The sequence below is a fragment of the Bradyrhizobium sp. AUGA SZCCT0283 genome (assembly GCF_018130385.1).
Taxonomy (GTDB): Bacteria; Pseudomonadota; Alphaproteobacteria; order Rhizobiales; family Xanthobacteraceae; genus Bradyrhizobium.
Genome location: NZ_JAFCLU010000017.1, coordinates 1 through 15,742, shown reverse-complemented (window position 1 = coordinate 15,742; position 15,742 = coordinate 1). Strand labels below are relative to the sequence as shown.

Genomic DNA, 15,742 nt, shown 5'->3' with positions numbered 1-15,742 from the left:
CCGCGCCTTACGCCCGCGCCCGCTCGTTGCGGACGCTTTGCAGTTCCACCGGCCGATCCGGGATCGAGACCCGGAAGGTGGCGCCGATGGTGCCTTCGACCAAATGGATATCGCCGCCATGGGCGCGCACCAGTTCGGCGGCGATCGCGAGCCCAAGTCCGCTGCCGCCGGGGCGGCTGGAGGTCTGGAACGCCTCGAACAAATGCTCGCGCGCCTTTGCTGGCACACCGGGGCCGGTGTCGGAAACCTCGATGATGGCGACCGAACCTTCGCGGCGGCCGGTGATGCGGATCTGCAGGGTCGCGGCATCGCCCTTGGCGCTTTCCAGCGCCTGGGCCGCGTTGCGCACCAGGTTAAGCAGCACGCGAAACAGCTGGTCGGGATCGGCATCGATCGAGAGCGAGCGCTCGATCGCGCTGATCCAGGTGATCGAGGCGTCGGCGGCAAGGCCGGCGGATTCGCGCACCTCTGATACCACGGGCTCGACCAGGATCATCCGGCGGTCGGGCTCGGCTTCCTGCGCGCGGCCATATGAGAGGGTCGACTGGCAGAAGTCGATGGCGCGCTCCAGCGAGCGCATCAGTTTCGGTGCAAAGCGCTGCACCCTGGGATCGGGCACGCTGGCGAGCTGGTCCGACAGCAATTGCGAGGACGCGAGAAGGTTGCGCAGATCGTGGTTGATCTTCGACACCGCAAGGCCGAGCGCGGCGAGCCGGCTCTTCTGCGAGAGCATCGAGACGAGATCGCGCTGCATGTCGGACAATTCGCGTTCCGCCACGCCGATCTCGTCGCCGCGCTGGCTCGGCACGATGATGCGCGCAGCACTTTCCGGATTTTCGTGGAAGCCGACCAGATTTGCCGTCAGCCGCCGCATCGGGCGGACGAACAGATAATGCAGCGCGAGGTAGACCAGCCCCGCGGCAAGCATCGCGATCCCCAGCGAGACCAGCAGCAGATTGCGGGAAAAGCGGTACATCGCCAGCCGCAGCGGCTTTTCATCGACCACCACCTCGATGAATTGCGCAGCCCCCGGCGCGGGCCCCACCACGCGAATGGTCTGGTTGCCGGTCTCCAGCATGGTCGCAAAGGACTCGACGATCGCAGACCACACCGTCAGGGTCCGCAGGTCGATATCGCGGTCGATCGCCGCCGGCAGGTCGGCGCTGGCGAGCAGCCGACGCTGCTGTCCCATCTTGATGGCGACTGCGCGCGCCCCGACGCTGGTTAGGATCTGCCGCGCCAGCGAATCCGGCACCATGCCGAGCGGCGCGGCATCCAGCACCAGGGCGGCCGTGTTGGCTGCCGCGAGGCGGTCGTTCAGCCGGTTGGTCCAGAAATTCGCGATCGAAGGCACGTAGATCATCAGGAGGGCGATCATCACGAGCGGGATCGTCAGCAGCAGCAGCTTGCCGGACAGGCCGAGCCGACGCGGGCCCGAGGGCCGCGGCGCTGAAGGGGTCGGCTGGTCGTCGGTCGCTGACACGAATATCCGCCTTGATATCTCTGTGCTTGGAGCCCCGCCGGACACAAGACCGGCGTTGGTCCTCACCCGTACACTGATTCCGAGGATGCGTTTCGGCCCCCGACCGGTCAAATTACCGATCGCTAATGTCCTGACGTTCCCATGGCCCGGGCACGCCGCCTTCTCGCCCCTAAAAACCCCGGGAAAACAGATATATTCGCCCCAATTGCGACGTTTCAAAGAACGGCGGCCGCGGCAACCCCCGACATTGACGAAAACAGGTCGCTCCCGTATAAGCCGCGCCAACTGTCCGCGATGGCCCGGTTCCACCGGGGGCGGCTCGTTTGGGCCGTAACTGGCCTTTTTTCGGGCCGGCCCGCATCACCGGACGCATCTCAATTCAACAGGCAAATTGCCCGGTCAGCGGAGAACTACCCGTGAAGCGGACTTATCAACCCAGCAAACTGGTGCGCAAGCGCCGTCACGGCTTCCGCGCCCGTCTCGCCACCGCCGGCGGCCGCAAGGTTCTCGCCGCCCGCCGTGCGCGTGGCCGCAAGCGTCTGAGCGCCTGAACCGGATCTTCCGGAGATTTCATTCATGGATCGGCTGAGGCAGCGGGCGGACTTTCTCGCCGTTGCCAATGGCACGCGGGCGAACAGCGCTGCCTTCGTGGTGCAGGGCCGCCTCCGCGACGATGATGGCCCGATCCGGATCGGTTTCACCGTTACCAAAAAGAACGGTACCGCCACCGAGCGCAATCGCATCCGGCGCCGGCTTCGCGAACTCGTGAAGCGGCTGGACGTCATATCCATGCGACCACACCATGATTATGTGCTGGTAGGCCGCCGGGCCGCGCTCACCCGCGACTTCGCAACCATGCTCGATGATCTCCGTTCGGCGCTGCATCGCCTCGACCGGCAGCCGAAACCGCAGAGCGGCAACAAGGCGTTTTCGAGCGAAGTGGATACCGGTTCGCATAGCAATCTAGTTTACGCAGATTGCGTAGACTTATCTGCGATAGAAAACGCGTCCAAACGAAAAGTGAGGGCCTCGGGTCCGACGTCAGTCGGAACCGAAAGGACCCGCAGTCCGAATTGAATGGCGAGACCCCAGAACGATGACCGACAACCGCAACACCATCCTCGCCGTCATTCTGTCCGGCCTTGTGCTGATCGCGTGGCAGTATTTCTACAACATGCCGCAGATGGAGCGGCAGCGCGCGCAAACCCAGACCCAGGCCGAACTTGCCAAGCCATCGCCGCAGACGACGCCGGGATCGACCACGCCGCAACCGGGCACGGCGCAACCGGGCACGGCGCCATCCGCCACCACGCCCGCCGGTCAGCCGGGCGCGCCGGCGCCCGTCGTCAGCCGCGACGCCGCCATTGCCGCAACGCCCCGCATCAAGATCGAGACGCCGCGGCTTTCCGGCAGCATCGCGCTGAAGGGCGCGCGCATCGACGACCTGTCGCTGGAGAAATTCCGCGACACCGTCGATCCGAAGTCGCCTGCGATCGTGCTGTTCTCGCCTTCGAACACGGCTCATCCCTATTATGCCGAGTTCGGCTGGGTCGCAGCCTCAGGCTCGACGGCGCGGCTTCCCGACCGCGATACGGTGTGGCAGCAGGAGGGCTCCGGCAGCCTGTCGCCGAGCAGCCCGGTGACGCTGAAATACGATAATGGCGAAGGCCTCACCTTCCGCCGCACCATTGCGATCGACGACCGCTATCTCTTCACCGTCAAGGACGACGTCACCAACGTCGGCGCTGCGCCGGTCACGCTCTATCCGTTCGCCCTTATCTCTCGCCACGGCACGCCGGAAGTCTCGGGCTACTACATCCTGCATGAGGGCCTGATCGGCTATCTCGGCGACAAGGGCCTGCAGGAGCACGGCTACAAGGCCGTCGCCGAGGCGCCCGTTCTGGGCAATGGCGGGCGGGGTTTTGAGTTCAATGTGACGAATGGCTGGCTCGGCATCACCGACAAATATTGGGCTGCCGCGCTGTTGCCCGAGACGACGGCCCGCCTCAAGGCCCGCTTCCTCGCCGAACCCGGCGCCAAGGTTCGTTATCAGGCCGATTATTTGCAGGATCCGCAGACCATCGCGATCGGCGGCACCGGCAGCACCAATGCACGGCTGTTTGCGGGGGCCAAGGAAGCCGGCGTCGTGGGCATCAATTTCCCGCTGGCCGGCCACGGCGGCTACAACAAGCAGCTCGAGCTGAACCATTTCGACCTCCTGATCGACTGGGGCTGGTTCTACTTCATCACCAAGCCGATGTTTTTGGCGCTCGACTATTTCTTCCACCTGTTCGGCAATTTCGGCATCGCCATCCTGCTGGTGACGGTGCTGGTGAAGCTGCTGTTCTTCCCGCTCGCCAACAAGTCCTACGCCTCGATGGCGAAGATGAAGTCGGTGCAGCCGCAGCTGGCCGCGCTGAAGGAGCGCTATCCGGACGACCGCCAGAAGCAGCAGCAGGAGATGATGGAGATCTACCGCAAGGAGAAGATCAACCCGATCGCCGGTTGCCTTCCCGTCGCGCTGCAGATCCCGGTGTTCTTCTCGCTCTACAAGGTGCTGTTCGTCACCATCGAAATGCGCCACGCGCCGTTCTACGGCTGGATCAAGGATCTCTCGGCGCCCGACCCGACCAATTTGTTCAACCTGTTCGGCCTGCTGTCTTTCGATCCGACGCAACTGCCGCTATTCGGACATTACCTCGCGCTCGGCGTCTGGCCGATCATCATGGGCATCACGATGTGGTTCCAGATGAAGCTGAACCCGACGCCGCCGGATCCGACCCAGAAGATGATCTTCGACTGGATGCCGCTGATCTTCACTTTCATGCTCGCGGGCTTCCCGGCGGGTCTGGTGATCTACTGGGCCTGGAATAACCTGCTCTCGGTCCTGCAGCAGAGCTACATCATGCGCAGGAACGGCGTGAAGGTGGAGTTGTTCGACAATCTCAAGGCGACGTTTGCCTCGAAGAAGGCCGTCGAGAAGACGTGATGCCGTCATTCCGGGATGGTGCGTTAGCACCAGACCCGGAATCTCGAGATTCCAGGTTCGATGCTACGCATCGCCCCGGAATGACCGAACAGGAAGCGCCGCGTCGCTCCGCAACGACTGCTGGAAAAGAACACTTCGCATGACCGCCAACGCAGATGCGAAGCTGATCGAGGAGGGACGAAAGCTCTTCGCCGGCCAATGGAAGTTCGTCTGGGCGTCGCCCTCGATCGAGACGCTGCCGCCGATGGCGGGCGTGGAGGTGGCGTTCGCCGGCCGCTCCAATGTCGGCAAGTCGAGCCTGATCAACGCACTCACCGGCCGCAGCGCGCTGGCGCGCACCTCGCATACGCCGGGCCGAACCCAGGAATTGATCTTCTTCGACGGCCCGGACAATACAGGACTGCGGCTGGTCGACATGCCCGGCTATGGCTACGCCTCGGCGCCCAAGACCAAGGTCGCCTCCTGGACCAAGCTGATCCATCAATTCCTTTTAGGACGCGCCACGCTGGCGCGGGTCTATGTGCTGATCGACGCGCGCCACGGCATCAAGGATGTCGACCGGGACGTGCTGAAGACGCTGGACAAGTCCGCCGTGAGCTATCAGGTGGTGCTGACCAAGGCGGACCAGGTGAAGGCCGCTGAGCTGGAAAAGTGCATCGGCGAGACCACGGCGGCGCTCGCCAAGCATCCGGCGGCGTTTCCGGACGTGCTGGTGACGTCCTCGCGCTCCGGCGCCGGCATGCCGGAATTGCGCGCCGCGATGGTGCGCCTGTTGCACGAGCGCGCCTGATGAGCCGCACGGGCCGCATCCTGATCGTGCTGGCCGCCATCTTGGGCGCCGACGGCGTCATGCTGGCGGCTGCTTCCGCCCATAGCGCGGACGCATCGCGGCTGGCATCCGCCTCGTCGATGCTGCTGTTTCACGCCAGCGCGGTATTGGGTGCCGTCGCGTTGGCTGAGCGCGGAACTGTGCACGCGAGAATCGGCATCGCGACGGCTTTCGGCTTCGTGATTGCGGCAAGCCTGTTTGCCGGCGACCTGACGCTGCGACACTATGCCGGCCACGGGCTGTTTCCTTTTGCCGCGCCGACCGGCGGGACGCTGCTGATCGCGAGCTGGCTGGCGCTGGCGGTCGCGGCGGCCTGGCCGAAGCGGGGGTAAAATTCCGTAGCCTGGATGGAGCGCAGCGCAATCCGGGCTACAAACTCCGCAATTCCCCCACTTTGCGCCCTGCCCTCCAATCGGATAGAACCCGGCCCGACATCTGGAATGGCGAGACCCGCTTCATGACATCAGCGCAGAATATCAGCCCGCTCGATCAGGCCCGCATCCTGTCGGAAGCGCTGCCGCATATGCAGCAATATGACGAGGAAACCATCGTCATCAAATATGGCGGCCATGCCATGGGCGCGGAGGAAACCGCCAAGGCGTTCGCGCGCGACATCGTGCTGCTGGAGCAGACCGCAATCAATCCCGTGGTCGTGCATGGCGGCGGGCCGCAGATCGCGACCATGCTCAAGCGGCTCGGCATCCAGTCGGAATTCGCCGCCGGGCTTCGCATTACCGACGCCGCCACCATCGAGATCGTCGAGATGGTGCTGGCCGGCTCCGTCAACAAGCAACTGGTCGGCTACATCAACGAAGCCGGCGGCAAGGCCGTCGGCCTCTCCGGCAAGGACGGCAACATGGTGAAGGCGTCGAAGACGACGCGCACCATGGTCGATCCGGATTCCAACATCGAAAAGGCGATCGACCTCGGCTTCGTCGGCGATCCCGACAAGGTCGATCTGACACTACTGAACCAGTTGATCGGCCATGAGCTGATCCCGGTGCTGGCGCCGCTGGCGACCTCGCATGACGGCCACACGCTCAACGTCAACGCCGACACTTTTGCCGGCGCGGTGGCCGGCGCGCTCAAGGCCAAGCGGCTGTTGCTGTTGACCGACGTTCCCGGCGTGCTCGACAAGTCGAAGAAGCTGATTCCGGAATTGTCGGTAAAGGATGCGCGAAAACTGATCGCCGACGGCACGATTTCCGGCGGCATGATCCCGAAGGTCGAGACCTGCATCTATGCGCTGGAACAGGGCGTCCAGGGCGTCGTCATCATCGATGGCAAGATGCAGCACGCGGTCCTGCTCGAACTGTTCACCAACCAGGGCACCGGCACGCTGATCCACAAGTGATGCACGAGCGGCAAAAGAAAGTCGTCATGGCCGGGCATAGCCGTCCAAAGGACGGCGTCGCTTCCGCTCGCCTATGCCCGGCCATGACAGCCTTTGTCGACAGCGAGAAGAAAGACGTGGATGCCCGGGTCAAGCCCGGGCATGACGAGTTGAGAACGAGGCGCCCACGTCGCTCAGCATTGACGCGTTTCTTGATGTCGCTGCCGGCCGCGGCGATCTCGCTGTTCGTTTCCTCCCTGCCCGCCTTCGCCGACCTGAAACTCTGCAACCGCATGAGCTATGTGGTCGAGGCCGCGATCGGCATCGACGACAAAGCGGCAACCGCGACGCGGGGCTGGTTCCGGATCGATCCCGCGGCCTGCCGCGTGGTGATGCAGGGCGCGCTGACCGCCGACCGCATCTTGCTGAATGCACGCGCGCTTGGCGTCTACGGCGCCTCGCCGATCCCGCAGAACGGCAGCGACATGCTGTGCATCGCGCCGGATAATTTCGTCATCGCCGCCGCCCGCCAGTGCCGCGGCGGACAGACGCCCGCGCCGTTCACGCAGATCACGCCGACGCGGACCGACGACGGCAACCTGGTCGCCTATCTCGCCGAGGATTCCGAATATGACGACGAGCAGGCGCGGCTCGCCGGCATCCAGCGGCTGCTAGTCATCGCCGGCTATGACGCCGCGCCGATCGACGGCGTCGACGGGCCGAAGACGCAAGGCGCCCTCGCAGCGTTCCTGAGAAGCCGCGGGCTCGCCGCTGATATCGTGCAGTCGCAAAATTTCTTCACCACCATGATCGAGGCGGTGCAAAAGCCCTCCTCTTCGGGGCTGACCTGGTGCAACGACACGCCGCACAAGATCATGGCGGCGGTCGCCACCGACGACGGCAAGGCCGTGACCAGCCGCGGCTGGTACCGCATCGATCCCGGCAAGTGCCTGCATCCCGATGTGACCGGCCAGCCCAAGCAGGTCTACAGCTTTGCCGAAGCGGTCGACGGTGAAAACCGCGCTGTCAAATACAGGGACAAGCCGCTGAACTGGGGCGGCCCGAAAGAGCTCTGCACGCGCGAAAGCAAGTTCGAAGTCTCCGAACAGGGCGATTGCGGTACCCGCGGGCTTGCCGCGACCGGTTTTGCGCCGGTCGACATGAGTAGCGGCGGCAAGACGCTGCGATTTGCGATGCCGTGATGGGACGTTGGCCCCGCTCTATCGTCGTCCCTGCGAAAGCAGGGACCCATAGCCACAGGGCTGAACTATGGCCACCGGCGTCAACCACGATTGAAGGCAACACGCACAGTGCTTACCAACAACCTACACGGCGTATGGGTCCCTGCTTTCGCAGGGACGACAGGCTGAGAGAGTCATGACATCCCCCCGCCCCTTCACGCATATCGACACCTGGGTGTTCGATCTCGACAACACCCTCTACCCGCATCACGTCAATCTGTGGCAGCAGGTCGACGCCCGGATCGGCGAGTTCATCAGCGCGTTCTTGAACATCTCCGCGGAAGAAGCCCGCGTGATCCAGAAGGATTATTACCGCCGCTACGGCACCAGCATGCGCGGCATGATGACCGTGCATGGCGTGCATGCCGACGACTATCTGGCCTACGTCCACAGGATCGATCACTCGCCGCTGGAGCCGAACCCGGCGATGGGGGCTGCGATCGCAAAACTTCCCGGCCGCAAGCTGATCCTGACCAACGGCTCGACCGATCATGCCGGCGCGGTGCTGGCACGGCTCGGCATAACAGAACATTTCGAGGCGGTGTTCGACATCATCGCCGCCGAACTGGAACCGAAGCCGGCGCCGCAGACCTACGACAGATTCCTGCGCGTCCATGGCGTCGACCCTGCGAAATCGGCGATGTTCGAGGATCTCGCCCGCAACCTCGTGGTGCCGCACCAGCTCGGCATGACCACGGTGCTGGTGGTGCCCGACGGCGCCAAGGAAGTGGTGCGCGAGGACTGGGAGCTGGAAGGCCGGGATGCGGCTTACGTCGATCATGTGACGGATGATCTGACGGGGTTTTTGCAGAGGTTGAGCGGCGGCGGATAGCGCTCTTGGTCGTCCCTGCGAACGCAGGGACCCATACGCCGCGGCCGCCGGTAAGGGCACCGTGGCAAACACCCATCACATCAATCCACACCTGTGGTTATGGGTCCCTGCGTTCGCAGGGACGACAGCGGAAGCTTGACTCTCCCCTCCCAAATCCCGAAAAAGCCCGTCGACTTCGCCCGAAAGCCCAAGGAAATCCCGATGTCCCTGTCCGCACTCGAATCCACCGTCAACGCCGCCTTCGATGCCCGCGACGGCATTTCGACGTCGACCAAGGGCGAGGTTCGCGAGGCCGTGGATCACGCGCTCGAACTGCTCGACAAGGGCGAGACGCGCGTCGCCGAACGCGGGGCCGATGGCAAGTGGAAGGTCAATCAGTGGCTGAAGAAGGCGGTGCTGTTGTCGTTCCGCCTCAATGACATGAGTGCTATTCCCGGTGGCCCGGGCAAGGCGTCGTGGTGGGACAAGGTGCCTTCGAAGTTCGAGGGCTGGGGCGAGAATCGTTTTCGTGATGCCGGATTCCGCGCCGTCCCCGGCGCGATCGTACGCCGCTCGGCCTTCATCGCCCGCAACGTCGTGCTGATGCCGTCCTTCGTCAATCTCGGCGCCTATGTCGATGAAGCGACCATGATCGACACCTGGTCCACCGTTGGAAGCTGCGCGCAGATCGGCAAGCGCGTGCATATTTCCGGCGGCGTCGGCATCGGCGGCGTGCTGGAGCCGCTGCAGGCCGAGCCCGTGATCGTCGAGGACGACTGCTTCATCGGCGCGCGCAGCGAGGTGGCGGAGGGCGTGATCGTGCGCAAGGGCGCGGTGCTGGCGATGGGCGTGTTCCTCGGCGCCTCCACCAAGATCGTCGACCGCGAGACCGGCGAAATCTTCATCGGCGAGGTTCCGGAATATTCGGTGGTGGTTCCCGGCGCGCTGCCCGGCAAGCCCCTGAAGAACGGCCAGCCCGGCCCGTCCACTGCCTGCGCCGTGATCATGAAGCGCGTCGACGAGCGCACCCGCTCCAAGACCAGCATCAACGAGCTGCTGCGGGACTAGAGCCTTTTCCGTTTCGATCGGATCGAAACGGGGCTCTAGATTCTTGATCTGACGCGTTTTCTTAACGCGAACCGGTCTCCACTTCGCTTGAAAGCGCTCCAATCGAACCGGGGACTTTCCCGCGCGACTAACGTACCGGACCGCGGGCTTCCGCCCCCCGGAGCATTGCGCATGGACTGGACCTGGTACCTGTTCCGTTTCGACGGCCGCATCAACCGCGCCAAATTGTGGCTCGCGATGCCGGTCATTTTGGGGGGGCTGAGTGTTCTGGGCGCTGCGATCGTGGCGATCCAGAGCCTGTTCGGCGGGCCGACACCGTTCAGTTTGGGCACCAAGGATATCTTCAAGCTGGTGGATCCCGATGTCTACCGGACGCTGAAACTTGCCGATCTTCCCAGACTCCTCGTCAAGTTGCTCGGCATCTCGTTGCTGCTGTGGACCTACTTCGCCACCTCGATCAAGCGGCTGCACGACCGCGACAAGAGAGGCTGGTGGATGGTGCCGTTTTTCGTCATCCCCGGCCTCTACAACCAGTTCGCCGACCGGCTGCCCGATTCCTACTTCATGATGCTGCCGGCCCTGATCGTGTTCGTCTTGTCCGTGTGGGGCTTCGTCGAAATGTACTGCCTGAAGGGCTCGCGAAAGACCAACCGGTTCGGCGCCGACCCGCTGACGCCGCCTCCGCCGCGCGATACGCGGCCGCGATGGGACCAGCAGAGCGAGATCGAAATGGTGCCGCGGAAAGCTAGCCCGCCGCCGGTTTGGCGTGTTAAGCCGGGCTATGAATGACGCCGTTTCCATTACCCGCGACCTCGTCCGCTGCCCCTCTGTCACTCCCGCCGATGCCGGCGCGCTCGGCGTCCTCGAGCGCCTGCTGAAAGACGCCGGCTTCGAGGTGCATCGCATCACCTTCGGCGAACCCGGCACCGCCGACATCGACAACCTCTACGCCCGCATCGGCCACAGCGCGCCGCATATCACCTTTGCCGGACATACCGACGTGGTGCCGGCGGGCGACGAGACCGCATGGACGCTCGGCGCGTTCTCCGGCGATATCAAGGACGGCTTCCTCTATGGCCGCGGCGCGGTCGATATGAAGGGCGGCATCGCCTGCAGCGTCGCCGCGGTGCTGCAGTATCTCGCCGACAACGGCGGCAGGCCGCAAAAGGACGGCAAAGGCTCGATTTCGTTTTTGATCACCGGCGACGAGGAAGACATTTCCGTCAACGGCACCATCAAGCTCTTGAAGTGGTGCGCGGAACGCGGCGAGAAATTCGACCATTGCGTGCTCGGCGAACCCTCGAATGTCGAGACACTAGGCGACTGCATCAAGATCGGCCGCCGCGGCTCGCAATCCGGCACGCTCTATGTCGACGGCGTGCAGGGCCATGTCGCCTATCCGCACCGGGCATCGAACCCCGTGCCGGATATTTCGCGGCTGATCGTGGCGCTGTCCGACGAGCCGCTCGATCACGGCAGCGCGCAGTTCCAGGCCTCGAACCTGGAATTCACTTCCGTCGATGTCGGCAACACTGCCAGCAATGTGATCCCGGGACAGGCGCGCGCAAAATTCAACATCCGCTTCAACGACAACCACACCCAGGAAACGTTGCGCGCACTGGTCGAGGAACGACTGGCAAAGGCCTGCGGTAACCGCATCCGGGCCCGCATCGTGTGGGAATATTCCAACTCCAACGTGTTCGTGACCAAGCCCGGCGCCTTCACCGACCTCGCCGTCAGCGCGATCGAGGAAGTGACGGGGCGCAAGCCGGAACTCTCCACCTCCGGCGGCACCTCGGATGCGCGCTTCATCTCGGGCTATTGCCCGGTGATCGAGTTCGGCCTGGTCGGCCAGACCATGCACCAGATCGACGAGCGCACGCCGGTGGCCGATCTGGAGAAGCTGACGCGGATCTATCGCGGGGTGCTGGATAGGTATTTTGTCTGATGCACCACCGCCATCGTCCGCCTTGTGCGCAATTGCGCACTGGGGCGGACGATCCAGTACGCCGTGACGTGTCGATCAATCACTGCAGCCGCGGCGTACTGGATACCCGCCTTCGCGGAGTATGACGATGGGTGTGCGAGACGGCACCGCCGCCTAATACTCCACCCGCACCAGATACAATCCCTCCGGTGGCGCCACCGGACCGCAGGCGGCGCGGTTGCGGGCGGCGAGCGCGGCGGCGAGGTCGTCGGCGCTCCAGCGGCCTTCGCCGACCCAGACCAGCGAGCCCACCATCGAGCGCACCTGGCTGTGCAGGAACGAGCGTGCGGAAGTGAGGATCGAAACCGCGTCGCCTTCCCTGGTCACGTCGAGCTGGTCGAGCGTCTTCTCCGGCGATTTCGCCTGGCATTCGGTGTCGCGAAAGGTCGTGAAATCGTGCTTGCCGAGCAGGCGTTGGGCGGCGATGTGCATCGCGTCGGTGTCGAGATGGCGCGGTATCCGCCAGCTGCGCTTGATATCGAGTGCGAGGTTGGCTCTGGTGTTGGTGATGCGGTAGCGGTAGTGGCGCTTTTTGGCGGAGAAACGCGCTTCGAAATCATCGGCGACGATTTCCGCCGAGAGCACGCCGATCGGGTGCGGGCGCAAATGCGCGTTCAGCCCGTCGCGCAAGCGCCCCGGCGGAAACGGCTTTTGGATATTGCAATGCGCGACCTGCGCCAGCGCGTGCACCCCGGCGTCGGTACGACCCGAGCCATGGACGCGCACGTCCTCGCCGCAGATCGCCTTCACCGCCGTTTCCAGCGCGCCCTGCACGGTCGGCGCGTTGTCCTGGATCTGCCAGCCCGAGAACGGCGTGCCGTCATATTCGATGATGAGCTTGTAGCGGGGCATCAGCCGAGCCGCGCCGGCGGTTTGAGCGGCGTGCCTCGCAAAAAATCCGCCGACTTCATCGGCGCCTTGCCTGCGCGCTGCAGTTCAAGGATGCGGATCGCGCCGTCACCGCAGGCAATGGTCAGGCGGTCGTCGAGCACCTCGCCCGGCGTGCCGGATCCCTCAGCCGGTTCGCAGCGCAGGATCTTGATACGCGCCGGTTCGCCATCGCTCGCGATTTCGCACCAGGCGCCGGGGAACGGCGACAAGCCATGGATATGCCGCAGCACCTCGCGCGCCGGCCGCTGCCAGTCGATCCGCGCCTCGGCCTTCTCGATCTTGGCGGCGTAGGTGACGCCGTCTTCGCTCTGCTTGCTGAGCCTCAACCCGCCGCGCTCAAGCCCGCCCATCGCGCGCACCATCAGGTCGGCGCCGAGCGGCGCCAGCGCGTCATGCAGGTCGGCGGCGGTCATGGTGTCCGTGATCTGCAGCCGCTCGGCCATCGCGACATCGCCGGTGTCGAGGCCGACATCCATCTTCATCACCATCACGCCGCTCTCGGCATCGCCGGCCATGATGGCGCGGTTGATCGGGGCTGCGCCGCGCCAGCGCGGCAAAAGTGAAGCGTGCAGGTTGAAGCAGCCGAGCGGCGGTGCATCGAGGATCGCCTGCGGCAGGATCATGCCGTAGGCAACGACGACGGCCGCATCGGCATTGTGCGCGCGAAATTCCTCGAGCGCCTCCGGCGTCTTCAGCGTACTTGGCGTCAGCACGGGAATACCGAGCCGCCGCGCTTCCTGCTCCACGGGCGTCGGCTGCAGCTTCATGCCCCGCCCGGCCGGCTTCGGCGCGCGGGTATAGACAGCCACGACCTCATGACCATGGGCCACGAGTTCCAGCAGCGTCGGCACCGCGAAATCGGGCGTGCCCATGAAGATCAAACGGAGAGGCATGAGGCGGAAATCCCTGGACGATTCAGTTTATTCCGTCATGGCCGGGCATAGTAGTCTGCTTTGCGCAGACTACGTACACTCGTCTGCGCTCCCGGCCATCCACGTCTTTGGTGCAGCAAGACAGAAAGACGCGGATGCCCGAGACAAGGCCAGGCATGACGGTCGATAGAGTGGGCCTACTCCGCCGCGCGCTTGGCGGCTTTGGTAAACTTCTTCAACACGCGGTCGCGCTTCAGCTTCGACAGGTAGTCCACGAACAGCACGCCGTTGAGGTGGTCGATCTCGTGCTGGATGCAGGTGGCGAACAGCCCGTCGGCGTCCTCCTCGTGCATCTTGCCGTCGAGATCGGTGAAGCGGATGCGGACCTGGGCCGGGCGCTCGACCTCCTCGTAATATTCGGGGATCGAGAGGCAGCCCTCCTCGTAGACCGACAATTCCTCCGACGAGGAGATGATTTCCGGATTGATGAACACCCGTGGCCTCGGCTTGGTCTCGCCGTTCTCGTCCTTCTTGGCGAGGTCCATGGTGATCAGCCGCAAGGGTTGCGCGACCTGGATCGCCGCCAGCCCAATGCCGGGCGCGTCGTACATGGTCTCGAACATGTCGTCGGCAAGCTTGCGGATCTCCGTCGTCACCTTCTCGACGGGTTTGGAGACCAGCCGGAGCTGTTTGTCCGGCAGGATGATGATTTCTCTCAGGGCCATAGCGCGCGATTTAAGCTGCTGATTTGCCGGGGTCAATGCGCTGGGGAAGCCGTTAAGGCGACCTTAACCATGATTTTTAGCGGTGCGTTAACCACGAAAATTAACCCGCCATTTACCATAAATGTTCCCTCTTCGTTCGCGAAAGCCGGCGAATCGGGCTACAAGTCGCGGATGAACGAAATTCTCTTCTCCGTCGGCGACCTGCCGATCCGCGTCGGCGAGGCGCTGGCAGGCTTCGGCGCGCTCGCATTGGTGCTGCTGCTGGCGATTGCCATCGTCATCGCCCGCTCGGGCCGCCGGGGCGCGGAACTGGCGATGGCCCAAGTGATCCGTGCCGACGAGTTGGAGGAGCGCCTGAGCGAGATGCTGCGGGCACAGAGCGAGTCCACCGGCCGGGTCGACGCGATGGCGCAGGCGCTGGTGGGCCGCCAGTCCGAGATGACCCGGGCGGTCAACGAACGGCTGGATTCGGTGACCCACCGCGTCGGGCAATCGATGGAAGCGACCACGCGCCATACCATGGATTCGCTCCGCGTGCTGCACGAGCGGCTCGGCATCATCGACAACGCGCACAAGAATCTCACCGACCTGACCTCGCAGGTCACGACACTGCGCGACGTGCTTGCCAACAAGCAGTCGCGCGGCGCGTTCGGCCAGGCGCGGATGGAAGCGATCGTGCAGGACGGCATGCCGCAGGGCGCCTACGAGTTCCAGTACACGCTCTCGACCGGGAAGCGGCCGGATTGCGTGGTGTTTCTGCCCGACCAGCGCCCGCTGTGCATCGACGCGAAATTTCCGCTGGAAGCGATGACCGCGCTGCACGACGCGCGCAGCGACGAGGAAAAGAAATTCGCCACGCAACGCCTGCGCAACGACGTGATGAAGCACGTCAACGACATCGCCGAGAAGTATCTGATATCAGGCGAGACCCAGGACACCGCGCTGATGTTCGTGCCGTCGGAATCGGTCTATGCCGAAATCCACGACGGTTTTGACGACGTGATCCAGAAAGCCTACCGCGCCCGCGTGGTGCTGGTGTCGCCCTCGCTGTTGATGCTGGCGATCCAGGTGATGCAGCAGATCCTCAAAGACGCGCGGATGCGCGATGCCGCCGACCAGATCCGCACCGAGGTGCTCAATCTGGGCGACGACCTCGGCCGCCTGCGCGAGCGCGTGCTGAAGCTGCAAAAGCACTTTGGCGACGTCAACGAGGATGTCCGCCAGATCCTGATCTCCGCCGACAAGATCGAAAAACGCGCCGGGCGGATCGAGGAACTCGATTTCAGCAAGACCGACGCGCCGGTGGAAGTGCCCCGTTTCGTCAAGAGCGAAACGCCCGAGCTGTTCCCCGTGCCGCGCAAGCTGCAGGCGGGGGAGTAGCGAGGGCGGGCGGCCCACATATTAAACTCGTCGTCGCCCGGCTTGACCGGGCGATCCTGGGCGGATTCAACCGGTCGTCGCAACACTTCATGTATGGCTCACTCGGAGAAATTCGTCGAGAGTTTCCGCTGGT

At 64.1% G+C, this 15,742-nt stretch carries 16 protein-coding genes; 12 read left to right on the top strand and 4 right to left on the bottom strand.

Translation table 11 applies throughout. The features are described 5' to 3' along the window. Positions 1 to 7 precede the first annotated feature (7 nt). Entirely contained in the window at positions 8 to 1,483 is a 1,476-nt protein-coding gene (locus JQ624_RS22520) for a HAMP domain-containing sensor histidine kinase (protein WP_312014474.1), read from the bottom strand. Between the two features lie 416 nt (positions 1,484 to 1,899). Here JQ624_RS22520 and rpmH point away from each other — a divergent pair, with 416 nt between their 5' ends. The 11 genes from rpmH (at position 1,900) to dapE (ending at position 11,702) form a co-directional block, all read left to right on the top strand. Continuing rightward, the gene (gene rpmH / locus JQ624_RS22515) at positions 1,900 to 2,034 is read left to right on the top strand and encodes a 50S ribosomal protein L34 (protein ID WP_008542748.1); all 135 of its coding nucleotides are present in this window, start codon (positions 1,900 to 1,902) and stop codon (positions 2,032 to 2,034) included. A 25-nt stretch (positions 2,035 to 2,059) separates the two neighbouring features. After that, positions 2,060 to 2,560, top strand: a complete 501-nt coding sequence (gene rnpA, locus JQ624_RS22510) for a ribonuclease P protein component (RefSeq protein ID WP_212421095.1) — start codon at positions 2,060 to 2,062, stop codon at positions 2,558 to 2,560. Positions 2,561 to 2,579: 19 nt separating this feature from the next. Then, positions 2,580 to 4,472: a membrane protein insertase YidC gene (gene yidC, locus JQ624_RS22505; protein ID WP_212421094.1), complete on the top strand. Its 1,893-nt coding sequence runs from the start codon at positions 2,580 to 2,582 to the stop codon at positions 4,470 to 4,472. 139 nt (positions 4,473 to 4,611) lie between these two features. After that, positions 4,612 to 5,262 carry a ribosome biogenesis GTP-binding protein YihA/YsxC gene (yihA, locus tag JQ624_RS22500; protein WP_212421093.1) on the top strand — a complete coding sequence of 217 codons (651 nt, stop codon included), beginning with the start codon at positions 4,612 to 4,614 and terminating at the stop codon, positions 5,260 to 5,262. Continuing rightward, positions 5,262 to 5,633 (top strand): DUF423 domain-containing protein, encoded by a 372-nt coding sequence (locus JQ624_RS22495; RefSeq protein WP_212421092.1) that lies wholly within the window; start codon positions 5,262 to 5,264, stop codon positions 5,631 to 5,633. The genes yihA and JQ624_RS22495 overlap by 1 nt, the downstream gene beginning before the upstream one ends. 125 nt (positions 5,634 to 5,758) lie before the next feature. Beyond that, positions 5,759 to 6,655 (top strand): acetylglutamate kinase, encoded by an 897-nt coding sequence (gene argB, locus JQ624_RS22490; RefSeq protein WP_212421091.1) that lies wholly within the window; start codon positions 5,759 to 5,761, stop codon positions 6,653 to 6,655. Between the two features lie 194 nt (positions 6,656 to 6,849). After that, positions 6,850 to 7,836 carry a DUF1036 domain-containing protein gene (locus JQ624_RS22485; protein ID WP_212421090.1) on the top strand — a complete coding sequence of 329 codons (987 nt, stop codon included), beginning with the start codon at positions 6,850 to 6,852 and terminating at the stop codon, positions 7,834 to 7,836. A 175-nt stretch (positions 7,837 to 8,011) separates the two neighbouring features. Beyond that, complete coding sequence (locus JQ624_RS22480; protein WP_212421089.1) at positions 8,012 to 8,707, top strand: pyrimidine 5'-nucleotidase; 696 nt, start codon at positions 8,012 to 8,014, stop codon at positions 8,705 to 8,707. A 201-nt stretch (positions 8,708 to 8,908) separates the two neighbouring features. Further along, complete coding sequence (gene dapD / locus JQ624_RS22475) at positions 8,909 to 9,754, top strand: 2,3,4,5-tetrahydropyridine-2,6-dicarboxylate N-succinyltransferase (protein ID WP_212421088.1); 846 nt, start codon at positions 8,909 to 8,911, stop codon at positions 9,752 to 9,754. A 171-nt stretch (positions 9,755 to 9,925) separates the two neighbouring features. Beyond that, entirely contained in the window at positions 9,926 to 10,543 is a 618-nt protein-coding gene (locus JQ624_RS22470) for a DUF805 domain-containing protein (protein ID WP_212421087.1), read from the top strand. Further along, on the top strand, positions 10,536 to 11,702 hold the full coding sequence (dapE, locus tag JQ624_RS22465) for a succinyl-diaminopimelate desuccinylase (protein ID WP_212421086.1): 1,167 nt from the start codon (positions 10,536 to 10,538) through the stop codon (positions 11,700 to 11,702). The genes JQ624_RS22470 and dapE overlap by 8 nt, the downstream gene beginning before the upstream one ends. 153 nt (positions 11,703 to 11,855) lie before the next feature. Here dapE and truA read toward each other — a convergent pair whose 3' ends face one another. The 3 genes from truA to def all read right to left on the bottom strand — a co-directional run bounded on the left by truA (position 11,856) and on the right by def (position 14,229). Then, positions 11,856 to 12,593 carry a tRNA pseudouridine(38-40) synthase TruA gene (truA, locus tag JQ624_RS22460; RefSeq protein ID WP_212421085.1) on the bottom strand — a complete coding sequence of 246 codons (738 nt, stop codon included), beginning with the start codon at positions 12,591 to 12,593 and terminating at the stop codon, positions 11,856 to 11,858. Continuing rightward, positions 12,593 to 13,525: a methionyl-tRNA formyltransferase gene (fmt, locus tag JQ624_RS22455; protein ID WP_212421084.1), complete on the bottom strand. Its 933-nt coding sequence runs from the start codon at positions 13,523 to 13,525 to the stop codon at positions 12,593 to 12,595. Before fmt ends, truA begins: the two co-directional genes overlap by 1 nt. Before the next feature lie 176 nt (positions 13,526 to 13,701). Beyond that, positions 13,702 to 14,229 carry a peptide deformylase gene (gene def / locus JQ624_RS22450; protein WP_212421083.1) on the bottom strand — a complete coding sequence of 176 codons (528 nt, stop codon included), beginning with the start codon at positions 14,227 to 14,229 and terminating at the stop codon, positions 13,702 to 13,704. Between the two features lie 171 nt (positions 14,230 to 14,400). Between def and JQ624_RS22445 the strand changes: the two genes are divergently transcribed. Next, entirely contained in the window at positions 14,401 to 15,609 is a 1,209-nt protein-coding gene (locus tag JQ624_RS22445) for a DNA recombination protein RmuC (RefSeq protein ID WP_212421082.1), read from the top strand. Positions 15,610 to 15,742: the final 133 nt, after the last annotated feature.

Bases quoted from the DNA above. Each gene is read 5' to 3' on its own strand.
- JQ624_RS22470 (WP_212421087.1), top strand. From the start codon at position 9,926: ATGGACTGGACCTGGTACCTGTTCCGTTTCGACGGCCGCATCAACCGC.
- def (WP_212421083.1), bottom strand. From the start codon at position 14,229: ATGGCCCTGAGAGAAATCATCATCCTGCCGGACAAACAGCTCCGGCTG.
- JQ624_RS22485 (WP_212421090.1), top strand. From the start codon at position 6,850: ATGTCGCTGCCGGCCGCGGCGATCTCGCTGTTCGTTTCCTCCCTGCCC.
- dapD (WP_212421088.1), top strand. From the start codon at position 8,909: ATGTCCCTGTCCGCACTCGAATCCACCGTCAACGCCGCCTTCGATGCC.
- argB (WP_212421091.1), top strand. From the start codon at position 5,759: ATGACATCAGCGCAGAATATCAGCCCGCTCGATCAGGCCCGCATCCTG.
- JQ624_RS22480 (WP_212421089.1), top strand. From the start codon at position 8,012: ATGACATCCCCCCGCCCCTTCACGCATATCGACACCTGGGTGTTCGAT.
- fmt (WP_212421084.1), bottom strand. From the start codon at position 13,525: ATGCCTCTCCGTTTGATCTTCATGGGCACGCCCGATTTCGCGGTGCCG.
- rnpA (WP_212421095.1), top strand. From the start codon at position 2,060: ATGGATCGGCTGAGGCAGCGGGCGGACTTTCTCGCCGTTGCCAATGGC.
- dapE (WP_212421086.1), top strand. From the start codon at position 10,536: ATGAATGACGCCGTTTCCATTACCCGCGACCTCGTCCGCTGCCCCTCT.
- truA (WP_212421085.1), bottom strand. From the start codon at position 12,593: ATGCCCCGCTACAAGCTCATCATCGAATATGACGGCACGCCGTTCTCG.
- JQ624_RS22445 (WP_212421082.1), top strand. From the start codon at position 14,401: ATGAACGAAATTCTCTTCTCCGTCGGCGACCTGCCGATCCGCGTCGGC.
- yihA (WP_212421093.1), top strand. From the start codon at position 4,612: ATGACCGCCAACGCAGATGCGAAGCTGATCGAGGAGGGACGAAAGCTC.
- yidC (WP_212421094.1), top strand. From the start codon at position 2,580: ATGACCGACAACCGCAACACCATCCTCGCCGTCATTCTGTCCGGCCTT.
- JQ624_RS22495 (WP_212421092.1), top strand. From the start codon at position 5,262: ATGAGCCGCACGGGCCGCATCCTGATCGTGCTGGCCGCCATCTTGGGC.